Annotated in this window: 4 protein-coding genes; 1 reads left to right on the top strand and 3 read right to left on the bottom strand. The window is 69.8% G+C overall.

The window, feature by feature from the left end:
• Positions 1–138 precede the first annotated feature (138 nt).
• Positions 139–2,901, top strand: a complete 2,763-nt coding sequence (locus ACFYWY_RS13310) for an ABC transporter substrate-binding protein (RefSeq protein WP_389184366.1) — start codon at positions 139–141, stop codon at positions 2,899–2,901.
• A 149-nt stretch (positions 2,902–3,050) separates the two neighbouring features.
• On the opposite strand, the gene ACFYWY_RS13305 is transcribed toward ACFYWY_RS13310, so the two are convergent.
• The 3 genes from ACFYWY_RS13305 to ACFYWY_RS13295 form a co-directional block, all read right to left on the bottom strand.
• Positions 3,051–4,769, bottom strand: a complete 1,719-nt coding sequence (locus tag ACFYWY_RS13305; RefSeq protein ID WP_389184363.1) for an acyl-CoA dehydrogenase family protein — start codon at positions 4,767–4,769, stop codon at positions 3,051–3,053.
• 110 nt (positions 4,770–4,879) lie between these two features.
• Positions 4,880–5,437 carry a PadR family transcriptional regulator gene (locus ACFYWY_RS13300; RefSeq protein WP_389184360.1) on the bottom strand — a complete coding sequence of 186 codons (558 nt, stop codon included), beginning with the start codon at positions 5,435–5,437 and terminating at the stop codon, positions 4,880–4,882.
• Positions 5,438–5,583: 146 nt separating this feature from the next.
• A complete protein-coding gene (locus ACFYWY_RS13295; RefSeq protein WP_389184358.1) occupies positions 5,584–15,114 on the bottom strand; it encodes a neuraminidase-like domain-containing protein in 9,531 nt (3,176 codons plus the stop codon).
• Positions 15,115–15,121: the final 7 nt, after the last annotated feature.

Here is a 15,121-nt window from a genome sequence, read left to right as displayed (position 1 = left end):
CGCGAGGGCTTGGGGTCGCCGTGGGGCGGGGAGGTCCCCGCCAAGATTGTGCTTGCCATGTGATCCAACTCCACGCTTGCATATGGCAGTCAATGGGAATAACCCTTGCTTCTCAGGGGGAACAAGGGGGGCCTGCTCATGACTGCGGGAGATCCACAAAGCCGTATTCCGGCCTATCCGGGCATCGAGCGCTTCATCGACGCGTTCGACAAACTGGTCGTACAGCCACGGCGCAGCCGCAGCAGAGTGCCGGTCGTCCTGCTCAGTGAGCCGGGCGGCGGCAACGCGGGACGCCGGATCGTCACAGGGCTCCGCTCACGGATGCGCGGCCGCAGCGAGGTCCTCGCCCCGCACGCGTACATCACGCAGATCCCGGACGGGACGGACCCGCCACCGCTCGAACTCTTCGAGCATCTGACCCTTCAGCTCGCCGAGACCATGCCACCCGGCACCGGTGAACTACGGCTGCACAGCTACCGGTTGCTGCGCTCCGTCGTCACCGCGCCCGCCATCGAGGGACTCATGGAGCGCCGCCACGCCGAGCTGCGCAACCACTGCTACGCGGAGCACCGCAACTGGTCCCGTACCGCCCAGACCCTGTGGTGGCTCGGCGGCCGCGACCAGGCCAGCGGCGGCACGCTGCTCGAGCTGCTGTGGAACTTCATCGCAGGCCCGCTCTTCCAGCGGCTGCCGCGCGCCTACTATGGCTGGCGCGCCAACCGCCGCATGCTCGGGCGGGCCCGCAGCCGCAGCTGGTACGCGGAGTGGGTGCGCCGTCAGCACGGGAGCCCGCCCACCGATTTCTTCCGCTCCGCGCTCGACCTCGTACACGGCGAGCCGGCCAATGAGCCGGAGCGCATGGACCGAGTGCTCATGCACGCCCTGCTCGCCGACCTCGACCAGGCGTGCCGGGCCCGTCTCTTCAACCCCTGGCGGCGACGCCGCGCCTCCCGCTTCGTGCTTCTCTTCGACGAGGCCGGGCCCGCCGACTCGCGCGTTCAGCGCTTCCTGCGTGAACTGCGCTCCGCCATGGAGGACTTGCGCTGTACCTCGGTGTTCGCAGTGGCGGGCGGCGTACGCTCGCTGGCCTCGCGCATCCCCGACATCGACGCATCGGGCCTCGCCCACGCCGGCGCCGAGCTGATCAACATCGAGCGGCGCGGGATGACGCCGGGCCAGCCGACCGGCATCGTCGTGCCGGTGGCCGAGGGACCCGAGGACGACCAGGCGGCGGTGTACTGGCTGGGCCGCTGGCCCACGCTGGTGACGCCGTCGCCGCGCTGGGGTCCCGGCGCCGAGGTGGCCGGTGTGCTCGGCATCGGGGCGCTGACGCTCGCGCTCGCCGCCGGTCTCGTCCTCGTACCGGACATCGGGAGCCGGGAGAAGGACGACCCCTGCCAGGGCTCCACCTTCCTCGGCACCGACGGGCAGTGCGTCGGCGTCGCAGAAGGCGCGGCCGGCTTCGGCAAGGAGCCGAGTGAGCAGGCCCTACGGGCCGTGCTCCAGCAGATCGAGCGGCAGAACGAGGAGGTCGACAAGGAGCTCGCCGGCCGGCCCGGCGACGACGCGCGCCCCGGTCGCCGCACCGTCGTCTACTTCGGCCCGCTCACCGGCGGCAAGAACGCAGAAGACCCGGTGCGCGGTGGCACGTTGGCGGAGCTGCGCGGCATCGCGCTGGCACAGCAGCACATCAACGCCCAGGCGCTGCGTTCCGGCGAGCGCGTCCCGCTGCGGGTGCTCGCCGCCAACGCGGGTGACCGCTTCAAGGACGCACCCGCCGTCGCCGACCGGATCGCGGAGCTCGCCGCGAGCGATCCGTCCATCGCGGGCGTCGTCGGTTTCGGGCAGAGCCGCCGCAACACGTACGACGCGATACACATCCTCGACAAGGCCGGCATCCCGATGGTCGGCACCTCGGGCACCGCCGATGAACTCCTTCGCCAGGGCGAGCACTACTACCAGACGGCCCCCACCGATGCGCGGGCCGCCGAGCTGATGGCAGCGTTCGCTTCGAGCGCCGGGATGACGCCGGGCGGCCAGAAGGCGCGCCGGGTGAGTCTTGTTGCCGACGCCACCGACGCCTACAGCAACAGCCTTGCCGCGTCCTTCCGCGCGTCGTACGGGCCGGGGCGCACCGACGTACTCCTCTACACCCCCACCGACGCACCGGAACCGGGGCCGGTGCCGGGTGCGCTCGGCGGCCGGCCCGTGCCGACCGTGGAGGACCTGGCCCGCGAGGTCTGCCGTGCCGTGAGTGAGGAGCCGCGGACGGCGGTGGTGTGGTCGGCGCGGGCCAGCCAGTTCCAGCTGTTCCTGGCCGAGATCGCCCGTATCTCCGGCGACTGCCCGAAGATCAGCGTGCTCGGCGGCGACGACGTCACCAACACGCTGACGGAAGAGCAGCGCCCCTGGGACGACTTCAAGGGCCTCAGCCTCTTCTACGTCTCGCACGGCTACGCCCCCACGCTGGCGGCACGGAGCCCGGAGGCCGCGGCATTCCTCGCCGCATACGACCGTTCGTACGGCGGCGACCGCAGCGCCAGGACGAAGGCCATGCGCGAGGACGGCCATGTCGCGCTCGCCTGGGACGCGTTGCGCTATCTCGCGGAAGGCATCGACCAGGCCTGGCGCACCACCGGCGGACATGATGACCGCCTCGACCGCGGCTTGCTGCAAGGCGTGCTCTACCAGGGCCTGGGCGGCGGGGGCTTCGACGGCGCCACCGGCCGTATCGACGCGCACGGCGCGGCGGGCGGGGGACGTCTGACGGAGGACAAGCTGCTTGCGGTGCTGCGGGGCAGCAGTGCCGAGCCGGCGACCGAGTTGCTGTGCGGCACGGTGGCACGCGGCGATGAACGCACGAGGTGGGGGCCGAAGGGCAACGAGCACCCATGCCCGTGACTGCCCGCCTCGGAGCCGCGGGGAGCGCTGTGGCTTCCTGCGGTCCGAGACGGGCGGTCGCCGACGGCAGTCGGCCCGGCGGCGCTCGCCGACGCGTGCGGACGGCGGCTGAGCCTGCGGGCCCGGCCGGCGGACAGCCCGGTCTGCTGCTACGGCGCCATCTCGTACGCCCCGGACAGTGCCTCGACGCGCTCCCAGACTCGGGCCGAGCGGGCGTCGTCGACGACCGGGCGCCGGACCGCGCCCAGCGCCCAGCGCTGCTGTTCCGCGGTGGCGGAGTCCTTACCGTGCAGCTCGACGGCGTGCGAGGAGAAGTCGCGTACGAGGACAGCGAACAGTTCGTCGAGTACGTCCTGCGAGCAGCCGGTCAGGCGCGCCTGTTCCAGGATGAGCTGACCGTGTACGACCAGCGCGAACAGCTGGCCGACGGCGAGAAGAAGATCGAGGTCGCGGCTCTGCTCCTCGCCGGGGGCTGCGGTGGTCACGAACTCGCACAGGGCGTCCGCCTGCTCCCGGAAGCGGCCGACGTTGGGCACATCGGCATACCCGTCGTAGGCGGTGCGCCAGTCGTGGAAGCGTATGGAGCCCAGGCCCCGGGCCGGTCCCTGCCGGAAGAGGAAAGCGTCGTCGGACGCGTCGAGGCGGGTCGGCACGGGCGCGTACTCGGCCGGGTCCAGCAGATGGTTGCGCATGAACTTGAGGATCAGCGCGAGGTTGACGTGGACCGTGCCCTCCAGCTTCGGCAGCCCCCGGATCTCGGTGGCGGCCTGGGCGAAGTAGGTGTCCTTCTCGAACCCCTTGGCGGCGATGACGTCCCACATCAGGTCGATGACCTTCTCGCCCTCGGTGGTCACCTTCATCTTCGTCATCGGATTGAACAGCAGGTAGCGCCGGTCGTCGGGGCCGGCGGAGCGGAAGTAGTCGACAGCACGGTCGCTGAACAGCTTCATCCCGACGAGACGGACGTACGCGTCGGTCAGTTCGCGGCGCACGTGCGGGAAAGCGGTGACGGGGCGGCCGTAGAGGATGCGGTTGTGCGCGTGGGTGACGGCCTCGTACATCGCGTGTTCGCAGATGCCGATAGAGGCGGTGCAGAGGTTGAACTTGCCGACGTTGACGGTGTTGAGGGCGGCGTCGAAGGCGGCCCGGCCGGTGTGCAGTACGTCGTCGGCACCGACCGGGTAGTCGTCGAGGCGGAACTCGCTGACGTACTTCGAGGAGTCGACGACGTTCTTCACCAGGTGGTAGGCCGGGTGTCGGCTGTCGGCGGCGAAGAAGACGTAGCCGTCGGGGCCCTCGATGTCGGTGCGGCGGCCGAAGACAGAGACGAGCCCGGCGGCGTTGCCGTTGCCGATGTAGTACTTGGAGCCGCTGGCCCGGAAGCCGCCGTCACCGTCGGGCTCCAGCAGCATGTCGGTGGAGTAGATGTCGGCGCCGTGGGACTTCTCGGACAGGCCGAAGGCGAACACCTCACCCTGGGAGAGGAGTTCCGCCGCGCGGGTGCGAGCGGCGGCGTTGTCGCTCTGCCAGACCGGTCCGAGACCGAGGATGGTGACCTGCCAGGCGTACCAGTAGTCCAGCCCGTAGAAGCCGAAGATCTCGTTGAGAGCGGCGATCCGAGCGGTGTCCCACCGCTGGTCTTTCTGCCCGGCGTCGGAGGCCGGAGTGAGGAAGGTCGCGAACAGCCCTTCCTTGGCGGAGAAGGCGAGGAAGTCCGCCAGCCAGGCACGGGAGCGGTAGTCCTCGATCAGCCTGCGCTTGCCACGGTCCTCGAACCAGTCGACGGTGGCGCGCAGCAGCCTGCGGGTCTCGGGGTCGAAGTGCGCCGGGTCGTAGGTGCGCGGGTTGAACAGCAGCGGGTCGGCCATGGATGTTCGCCTTTCCGGCTCAGGGGAGGGATTGTGGGCTGGAGATCTTCAGGTGGGTGACGGTGAGGGATCTGGCCTCGGGGCGAGCGGGTGGCTCGCCGGCGCCGGTTTCAGCGATCGGGGCCGAGCCGGTGGAGGGTGGCGAGCACGTCGTCGAGCCAGGCGAGCGTCATCCGCTCGTACGCGATGCCGCCGCGCAGCACGACGTGCTGGAGCTCCTGCCCGGCGTCGGGCGTTCCGGGAGCCTCATGTCCGGTGAAATCACGCAGCTCCCCCGCGAGATAGTGCGCGAGGCGGCAGGTGTGCGCCTGGTGGTGCCGCTCGACCTCGCGGATCAGCGCGGCCGGGTCGTCGAAGGCCGCGCCGCGGATCTTCACGGCGAGGTCGTGCCGTACGCTCTCGGGTTCGATCGGCTCGTGCAGCCACTGGGAGAGGGCGGCCCGGCCGAGGGCGGCGACGGAGTACTCCTTCTTGTCCGGCCGGGCCTGCTGCGGCACTTCGCGGACGTCGATCCAGCCGTCGCTCTCCATACGCTTGAGGACGCGGTAGATCTGCTGGTGGGTGGCGGTCCAGAAGTAACCGATGGACCGATCGAACCGCCGGGCCAGCTCATAGCCGGAGCCCGGCTTCTCCAGCAGAGAGACGAGGATCGCGTGTTCGAGCGCCATGCCCCGATGCTGCTATGCAACTCGTTGCATACACAAGAGGGACCGCCCGGGGTGAGACACGGCTCACCCCGGGCGACTGCGCCTCGCGCCGGGCGGCCGGGCGGAGCTACAGCGCAACGTGGACTCCTGGGATCCGCCCAGCCCCGTCAGCCGACGGTGTAATTGACGATCAGGAACGCCTCCTGAACCGCGTCCGCCGGCAGCGAGTGGAAATCGGTCGCACCCGTGCGCCTCAGCTTCAGCGTCCAGGCCCCCAGGTCGATCGCATTGCCTGTCAGGTCCCTCACTCCTCTGTGCAGGCCCTGGAAGTACGAGTCCGGGCCGACCGGGATCAGGTCTGCCGGGGCGCTGCCCAGCGGTGAGAGCATCGCCTCGAATGCGGACGCCGGCTCCTTCGCGCGTACGACGATCTCGATCCTGCGGGCCTTCCTGTCCTCGAAGCCGCGGGTGAAGTAGGGCAGCCGGTCGGGCAGGTCCTCGAGCGTGAGCTGCTGGTCGTCGGTGGTGCCGCCGGGGTGAAGGAAGCGGTACCAGGCGTCCGGGTATTCGCGCCGGAGGTCGACCACCCGGTACAGGCCGCGCCGCCCCTCGGCCAGGGCCGCGTCGCTGAGCGTCTGGCGCAGTTCACCGGCCGCCTGCGACCTGAGGACGGCGCCGCCCTCGCGGGCGGTGTAGCGCAGGTGCAGCACCGCGTCCGAGATGGACGCGAAGTCGAACTGCGGCAGGTCCTTGTTGAGCCGCAGGTGCCACGAGCTGACCGCACCCGCGCCCTCGAAGGGCAGATAGCGCTCGTCTCGGAAGCTCAGTTCGAACAGGCCCTGGTCGTCCTGGGCGGTGCTGGTGGCGATCGACTGGACCGCGCCGACCTCGTCGCGGAAGCGGGGGTCGTCGCCGGCGGTGTCCCGCGCGTACTTCCCGGCAAGGAGGGTGGCGTCCTTGCGCAGCCGGTTGCTGGTGAGCGTGAGGGTGCAGGCGATGGTGGTGGCGGGGCCGCTGACGCACGGGATGGTCAGTCCGACCGTCTTCAGGCGGCGGAAGTAGTGGCCGGGGTAGTCCATGTCGAAGGCGGATTCCGGGATGTCGATGAAGCACTCGCCGTTCTGCCGAAGGCGAAGCAGCGCCACCGGGTCGAGCTGGGCCAGCGAGAGGTGCTTGGTGAGTTCGTACTCGCGCCGGTTCTGCTCGTAGTACGCCGTCTCCAGGCGCCGCAGGTCGTGCCCGAGACGCTCACCGGACAGCAGGCCCTTCTTCAGGCTGTCCCAGGAGCCGAAGCGGACGTAGTCGGAGTCGGCCAGGCCCAGTTCGTACCGGAAGCAGCGCTCGGCCCGCCGGGCCATGTCGTGGGCGAGCCGGTAGCTCTGGAAGTACAGCGTGGACAGCTGGGTGACAGTCCAGTCGTACAGTTCCTGGTTGGTGTACTTGCCGCGCAGGAACTCGTCCTCGCCCGCGGCGTTCTCGATCCGCTTGTCCTGCTCGGCCAGTTCGCGCTCGGCGATGCGGATGCGTACGGCCGCGGCGGCGATCTGCTTGTCCGCCTGGACCATCTCCTGTTCGGCGAGGGAACGCTGCAACTCCCACTCCTGGACGCGGCGTTCGTAGGAGCCGATGGTGGCGGTCATGCCCGCGCCCATCTGGGCGATGCTGGCCAGGCCCTTGAGGGCCTCGGCGGTCTTGCTGAGGGCTCCAGAGACCTGTTCGCCGCCGATGGACACGGTGACGACCGGGGAGCCGCCGAAGCCGGAGGCACCGGCCGAGATGCTGGGGATGACCGCCATCGGTGAGGCGAGGAAGTTGAGCACGGTGCCCGCGGTCTCCAGGCCCATCGCGCCGATGGTGAGGCCGAGCCAGGCCTTCTCCCAGCCGTTCCATCCGTCGTCGAGCAGGCGGCGGTAGTGGTCGCGGCGCCGCTCGGCCACCTTACGGCTCTCCTGAAGGCTCTCGCGGGTGCGGGTCTCCTCCTCGATCCGGTCGGCGCGTACCAGCCGGCTCTGGCGCAGCAGTTGCTGCTCGTGGGTGGAGCGCAGCAGGGCCATGGCCTCGGCGTCCCGCTTCTCCAGGGCCGAGAGCATGGCGGCGCCGAGGGACTTGACCTCGTCGCACATCGCCTTCGCCTGCTGAATCATGAAAGAGAAGCGGTACAGCGGCAGCGGCGCGTTCAGGTCGGCGATGCCCGCCGCGACGTCACCGCCGCGCGCCACGGCGCCGATGAGCGCGCCAGGGTCCAGTTCCGGTTCGAACAGCGGCAGAGAGCGCTCGACGCCCTGCAGGTTCATGCAGTGGCGGATCTTGAACAGCCGGTCCTCGACGGTGTCCCACAGCCCGAGGAGTTTGCTGTTGTGGGGGACGCAGAAGTACAGGACGTCCAGTCGTGGCAGTTCCGGCCCCTCCTCGTCACCCTCGATGCCGCCGGGGTCGACGTCCGCGAGGAGGTTCTCGATCTCGACGAGGGCGTTGCCGAAGTCGTCGATGTGCTCGGTCTGCAGCTGGTAGTACGTCCTGGCCTCCTCCGCCGTCCTTCTCGGTACGCTGCGGGGGCGCGGGCCGAGCACGGAGGCGGCCAGGACGTAGAGCTGCGTGGCCTCGTTGACGGTCTCGATGGTGTCCTGCCCGAAGAGCTGGTCGGCCCAGGCGATCAGCGTCTGCACGTACTTGATGAGCACGTTCTTCTGGTAGGCGACCGTCCGCATCCGTGCGATCAGGTGCGGGTTGAAGGGGTTGTTGCGCCACTCGGCGACCTGGGCGCGCAGTTCGGTGTCGCCCTGCGCGACGGCGCGCATGATGTTCTCGATCCGCTGCGCGTGGTACTGCGCGGTCGTCGTCTCGTAGAACTTCTTCGTGATCCAGAACTTCTGCTGGGGGCTGTCCGGGTCGGGGGTGGAGGTGTCGGTGCTGGTGGGGTCGAAGATGTAGTGGAACCACTCCAGTGCCTCTTCGAACCGCTGGTTGGCGGCGAGCTTCTGCGCCAGCAGCAGCGGCGCGTGGAAGAACAGCTCCCAGTTGTAGGGGGCGTAGGCGCCCTGGTAGCTGAAGTCGACGTCCTCGACGGGCCACGGCGGCGGGGCGTAGAAGGTGGTCGGCTGGTAGGTGGCGAAGTCGAAAAGGCCGGGTGCGCCCGGCACGCTCTGCGGGGCGGTCTGGATCCGCCGGTTCAAGATCCCCTTGATTCCGCCTGCGTTGAGCTCCTTCACGAACAGGTCGGTGAAGGGGTGGTAGTGAATGTCGAAGCGGGCCTGGGCGAACGTCCAGCCGCCCCAGGCGAATCCGAACCACCAGAACCACCAGGTCCACTGGCTCAGCGACATGAGGTAGGTGTGCCGGGAGTCCCACAGGAAGGACGTGCCGTAGGAGGGGAGGTCCTGCGCCGTCGAGTCGATCACCGAGTACGTCGATCCCGCCTCGATGTTGTTCGCCAGCCACAGCGAGAGGGCCTGCGAGTGCGCGGGGAAAGTGTGCGGCTTGAAGGTGTCCTCGAACAGGGAGTTGTACGAGAAGCACAGTGCCTGTGAGTCGTGCTGGATCAGGCCGTCGCGCAGGCGGCTCTGGGCCGGGGAGATGAGGTGTTCGTAGAGGTTTCCGGTGTGCGCGAGGCTGATCTGCGGCCCGGACTTGTCGAAGGCCCGGATGCTGCGCGGGGCGTTGGCGGCCGGGTCACGGCTGACGTAGAGCTGGGTGCGGATGCCATGGGGCTGCGGGCGGACGCGCAACGCGACGTGGTGGGGGTTGTCCCCTCCAGCAGTTGACTGCCAGATGACGGCCGGCCGGTCGGAGAGGACCTTCGGGGTCCAGCGGCCCTTCTTCAGCTCGCTCCAGAACATCCGGATTTCCCAGTACTTGTCCGGTGCGGGCAGCGGGGCCGTGGCGTTGGGTCCCGGCGTGGGCACCCGGCTGGGCGAGGTGGCCTTCTCCAGGAACTGCGGCCACAGCAGGTGCAGTCGGCGATGGTGCACGGCGGTCACCAGGTGGCCCGAGTTGACTTCGAGGTCGATCTTCTCCCAGGGTGTCCAGCGCGCTCCGTTGACCCGGCGCCGGTAGTAGTACTCGGCTCCCTGGCTGGAGCGGGTGCGGCCGATGACGTGCAGATAGGTCTCGTCGGGGCCGACGACCTCCGTGTACTGGGCCCGGATCTCCAGGTTGGCGACCTTGTCGAGGCTTTCGACGTACGTGCGGAAGGCATCCTCGACGGATTCGGCAGTGACCTCGTTCTGCATCAGCTCCTGTTCCAGGTCCCGGAAGAACGGTGACTTCTCGTCGCGCAGCTCCGGCTCCAGCCAGTTCTCCGGGTAGAGGAACACCTTCCGGTTGGCCTCCCAGACCCGGTAGCGCTTCATCCACGTCCACTGCTTCCACCGGGGGTCGAGCTCGGTTGAGGCCAGGATGTCGGTCTCCAGGTTGAGCAGGCAGCGCTGCACGAACAGCTGGGCGGAGGCACCGGCCTGCTTGAGGCGGGAGGTGAGCATGCACGGGCTCATCTCGACGTCGATGAGGTAGTGGTGGTAGAGGCCGGCGGCATCGCTCCAGCTCTGGCCGAGCGCCGGGGCGGGGTGGGCGACGAGCCAGTCGACGAGCGCCTTGCGCTTGCGTTCGCGGAAGACGTCCTGCAGGGGCCGGATCACTTCCTGCCACTGGGCGAGGTCGTACTTGGCCTTCACGGTCTGCTTCAGGCTCTCCGCCGTCTCCTCCCCGGGCTCGGCGACCGCCCAGGACAGGGCGCGCGCGGCGCCCACGCCCACCCGCCGCAGCAGGGCGGCTGCGGACGCGAGCCGCAACAGCTCTTCCGCGTCCGCAAGGCGCTCCTTGACCACATCGAGGCCGCTGGTGGCGTCCAGCCAGCCGAAGGCGGCCACCAGCGCATCGATGTCGCCGGGCAGCCAGCCGGTGAGCGTGGCCAGGTCGGTGAGAACAGCGTCCGAGGGCACGACGGGGTCCAGGACCCGGGCGGCGAACTCCAGCGCGGTCAGAGCGGACGGCGGCAGCCCGGCGCGCCAGGTGAAGAACCGCACCAGGGCGGTCCACGCCGACAGCGGCACCGGGATGCCGACGGCGTCCACGGGGAATTCTCCCGGGTGCATCCAGCCCAGGCCGCTCGCGTGCCCGTCGGCCAGCCACCACTCCACGTCGCTCGCCGTGAGGTGGAGTTTGCCGATGACCAGCGCATTCTTGTGCAGCAGGCGCAGTGCCCCGAAGGCGGCCGGGAAATCGGCCTCGGTCGGCGCGAAGCGGTAGCTGCCGTCGGGCAGCCGCTCGAGGAGGCGTGGGTCGTTGATGTCCCGCAGCAATGTGGTGGCGGAGCCGGGCAGGTGCAGGGCGGTGAGCAGGGCGGTGGCCGTGGGGACGTCCAGACGCAGCAGGTCGCCGCTCTGCTGGGCGAGGAACGCCTCGCGCTGGGTGGTCAGCAAGAACGCCTCGAGGGCGGGCTGGAGGTAGCCGAAGCGGGCGTCGACGGCCTGTTGGCGCTGGGGTGGGGTCAGTCCCGGGGGCAGCGCGGCGAGGCGGCTGTTGGCCTCGGCGAGGTCGAGGACCCCGGTGAAGTACTGCGCGATCAGCGCGTCGCGCCGGGCCGTCTCGCCCTGCCAGGTGCCGTCGGCGATCGCGAGCGCGGTGATCTGGTCGGCGTCGGCGGCGAGCGCGGGCAGCAGTCCGAGGCGGGCCCGGACATAGGCCTCGGGGCTCTCCTCGTCCTTGATCCGCAGTTCGGTGGTGATCTTCTCCAGGCCGGTGCGCAGCGCGGTCAGGAAGGCGGTGACGGTCTTGTTCTCCAGCGCGGTGGCGGAGTTGGGGGTGATCTGGTGGGCGAGGAGATAGTCGAGTTCGGCGACCGAGAAGGATGAGGCGGCGACCAAGGCCGCGAGGTCTGCGAAGTCCTCCATGGCGGCCGGGCGGGTGAAGGGGTCCCGGTCCCAGAGCCGTACGAGCCGCAGGAACTGATCCACACTCAGCCGCAGCGCCTTGGCGGCGAGGGTGCTGCGGTGGATGTCGCTGAGGACGTCGATGTCGAGAGGGGTTTCGGTGTCGACTCCGAGGTGGTCGAGGATCAGCTGGAGATCGGCTTCCTGGATGCGGAAGGCGGCGAGGATGCCGGGTACCCGGTCGCCGACGGTGCCGGTGATGTCGTCGGGGTCGGCGGGGAACTCGGCGACCGCGTCGACCAACCGGTTACGGAAAAGTCGCTGGTACTGGCTCTGGACGTCCGGCGCGCCCTCACGGCCCCAGTCGCGGTGGACGCTGTGCTCGATGCCACGGAAGAGGCTGCGGACATCAATCCAGTCGAGGCCCAGACGGGTGCGCAGGCGCAGCAGCCCGGCGAGTTCCCGCAGCGCCCTGTTGCTGATCACTCCGGGGGTCGCGGCGAGCGTTTCGTCGGGGACGGGCAGCAGCAGATCGAGCTGGACCATCGTCCAGTCCTGCGCCCGCCACAGCCGGACGAACCGGTGGATGCGGTCCAGTGCTGCGGCGTCCAGGCCGCGGACCGTGAAGGTGGAGATGTCGCACTCGGCGCCGGCGCCCTCGCCCGCCTGCACGATCCGCAGGTCACCGTCGGGGTTGACGTAGCTCGTCTCGAGGAGTTGGAGCAGGCCGGTGTAGGCGAGACCGGTGCGGTGCAGCAGCACCGGGACATGGCTGAGCACCTCGGTCCAGGTACCGGTGAAGCTGTGGGCGGGGTCGTCCGGGTCGGGGATGTCGTTGCCGGTCTCGGCCAGGCCGTAGAACTCCCACGGCCGCCGATCGGGCAGGTTCCCGGTGACGATCAGCCGTCCGGTCTCGGTCAGGCCGAGCCAGGCCGCGGCGAGCTGGTTCTCGGTGAGCGTGCCGGGCCCGCCCCGCCGCAGCAGATCCAGCAACTCCGGCCTGGGCACGCCGAGGTGGTCGAGATACGTACGGACCTGAAGGTGCGCCAGGTCGAAGGGAAGGTGCAGCGGGAAGACCTCGCGGCGCAGCCGGCGGTAGGCCTCCTGGTTGGTGTACTCGGGGTTGGCGCGCAGTTCGGCCGCGGAGCCGAAGGTCTGGCGCGAAACCAACAGGCGTAGTTCCTCACCGCTTTCGACCGGGTGGCGGGAGACGGTGTACGCATGACGGCTGTCGCGGATGGTCCACAGGCCGCGGCTGTCCGGGGCCTGGACCCGGGCGTCGGCGGCGACGGTGATGTTCTGGGCGGCCAGTGCGGCGCGCAGGGCCGGGGAGATCGGCCCTGCGGTGAGCTCGGCGGCGAGGGCCACATCGAGCGGCACGGGCACCGGCGGGGCGACGACGTCCTCCAGGATCTCGTTGACCAGGTCGACGTAGGGCAGCGGGGTTTCGGTGTTCTCACAGCTGAGTTCGAGGGCCCCCAGGTCGGGGCGGCGCTGCAGCAGGACATCGCGCACGCTCTTGCCCGCGTGCGGCCCGCTGCCCTGAGTGCCGCGCTGCCCGAGGAAGCGCAGTACGTCGACGAAGTACGCGGCGGGGCTGTGCACCGAGCGGCAGGGTGCGCAGGCGCAGTAGTCGAGGGAGCCGAACAGGGTCCGCAGATTGGGCAGCGCCCGGATCTTCGCCTGGGTCTCGGCGTCCGGAGTCTGGTCGGGCAGCGCGAAGGGGGTGGCCCCGGCGAAGGCCAGGTTGTAGTCGCTGTAGAGGGCGAGGGACTGGGCGTAGACGTTCTCGGCCTGGCGGTACAGGCGCAGCGCGGTGGTCTCGGCGAGGGGCGTCGCCTCTGCGTCCTCGCCGGCGGCGGCGAGCCGGGCGGCCAGGATGCCGTTACGCGCCGTCTCGGCGCCGGTGACGGCGGCCACGAACTGGCCGCGGCCCAGGAAGTACACGGCCTGGGCGGAGTCCAGGCCACGGTCGCGCAGCGTCTTGACCGAGCTGTAGGTGGGCCCGAGTTTGAACGTCCGCTGGACCGCCTTCAGGTCCGTCGCCAGCGCCTCGGGGTCCTCGATCCCCTCCAGGGCGCCGGGAGTCTGGTCGATGTAGTGGTCGACGCGGATCCGGTCGAGTTCGAAGCCCGGGTTATGGTCGAGGAAGTGCACCAGCTGCTGATCCCCGCCGGCTGCCAGGGAGCGGTTCTGCCGCTGGGCGCGGTCGAGTTTTCCGGTGAACGAGGCCGTGGGGAAGGCCCGTTCGAACTGCCGGTCCAGACTGGCCGCGTACACCCGCCGTTTCTCCTCTGGCGTGTCGCCCTCGGTGTCCTCGGGCGCGCCGATGGGACCGCCGCCTCCGGGGGCGGGCTGCTCCAGCTGGCGCTCCCATTCGTCCGTGGAGAGCCGGGCCAGGGAACGCTCGAACGCCTCCCGTTCCACCGCGAGCGCTTCCACCGATCGGCCGGCGAGTTGTGCGGTCTGCTCGCTGAACCGGTTGGCCAGAGCCCCGACCAGCGGCACGTGGTTGCGGGTGAGACCGCCCAGCTCCAGGGAGAGCCGTACACGCGGCACGGTCCCCGGCGGGATCACCTCGTCCCGGGCGATGCCGTCCCAGAAGTCGTCCGGCGATCCGGAGAAGGACGAGAAGGCGTCCAGGAAACGGGTCTTGTTCTCGGCGGCGTCGGGGGTGAGGTCGAGCAGGTCGCCGATCGTGCCCTGGCCCTCGCCGAGCACCGTGTCCCCGGTGTAGCGCAGCTTGATCTTCCGGAGGGTCTCCAGGATCGCGGGGATCCGCTCCTCGACAGCCAACGGGACGAGGTTCTCCGCGAGGGCCGTCTCCAGCAGGGACTTCTGGGTCTCCTCGGCCAGTTCGGCAAGGGCGCGCAGGGTCTTGTCCTCCAGCTGTGCCATGCGCTGGGGGTCCTTGATGTCTTCGAGCAGGGACTCGCTGAAGATCGAGGGCTGGCCCTGGCGCAGGAAGGCGAAGAACACCTCGGCGGCCAGCGGCACGTTCTCCCTGGCCGTCTTGGCCGCGAGCCGATGGCAGCCGACCCACACGCCGATGGCCAGGGGTGTACGTGCCGTCTCCCCGGCCAGGAACGAGATGTCCTGGAACCGGTCGTCCTCGCGCAGCTCCACCGGCGACACCGAGTCGAGCAGAGGCGTCAGCTCACCGCTGACCACCTCCCACTCGGAGGGGCCGGGGTACTCCCGCTCCCCCAGTGTGAGGTTCCACTCCAGTTCATCGGGGGCATTGAAGTGCACCGGGGTACGCAAGAGTTCCTCGCCGTCCGCCCCGAGCACCCTGAGGACCAGGTCGGCGCTGTCCTTCTCGGAGCGCCGGAACTGATCCGCGCTGTACCGGATCTCGTACTTTCCCTCCCGCAACTGCGCGCTGCCGAGCTGCTCCTCGCTGCGCAGGTCCCGGTCGAGCGCCTCGACGCTGCCCCCGCGCAGCAGGTCGCCCGCGCGGTCGCGGACCTCGCCGTAGACGCGCAGGGGTTTCTGGCCGGGCTCCCCCGGCTCCCGGTCGACCGTCAGATCGATCACGGTCTCCTCGTCGAGGCGAACGAACGGGCTCTCGCCCAGCTGTTCGCTGTCGCTGAACACCCGGATGCGGCACAGGAATTGGGCCGCGGCGAGGCCGGCGACGCCGAGCCCCTGGAAGGAGACGAGATAGCGGCCGTCGTCGTCGGTGGTGGCGGGCTCGCCGACCTCCCGCTCATTGGCGGAGCTGCCGCTTTTGACGTACACCCGTACCGTCAGGCCGGGGAAGGGGAGTCCGGAGACGCTGATGACGCGCCCGAGGACGGTGAACCTGTTGGTTTGAGTCGCCTCGCGCATCGGCCGG

It is taken from the genome of Streptomyces sp. NPDC002870 (assembly GCF_042888505.1).
Lineage (GTDB): Bacteria > Actinomycetota > Actinomycetes > Streptomycetales > Streptomycetaceae > Streptomyces.
The sequence above is the reverse complement of the archived record's forward strand: the minus strand, read 5'-3'. Positions and strand labels throughout refer to the sequence as shown.

Coding starts and splice junctions, on each gene's coding strand:
- ACFYWY_RS13310 (WP_389184366.1), top strand. CDS start 139: ATGACTGCGGGAGATCCACAAAGCCGTATTCCGGCCTATCCGGGCATC.
- ACFYWY_RS13305 (WP_389184363.1), bottom strand. CDS start 4,769: ATGGCCGACCCGCTGCTGTTCAACCCGCGCACCTACGACCCGGCGCAC.
- ACFYWY_RS13300 (WP_389184360.1), bottom strand. CDS start 5,437: ATGGCGCTCGAACACGCGATCCTCGTCTCTCTGCTGGAGAAGCCGGGC.
- ACFYWY_RS13295 (WP_389184358.1), bottom strand. CDS start 15,114: ATGCGCGAGGCGACTCAAACCAACAGGTTCACCGTCCTCGGGCGCGTC.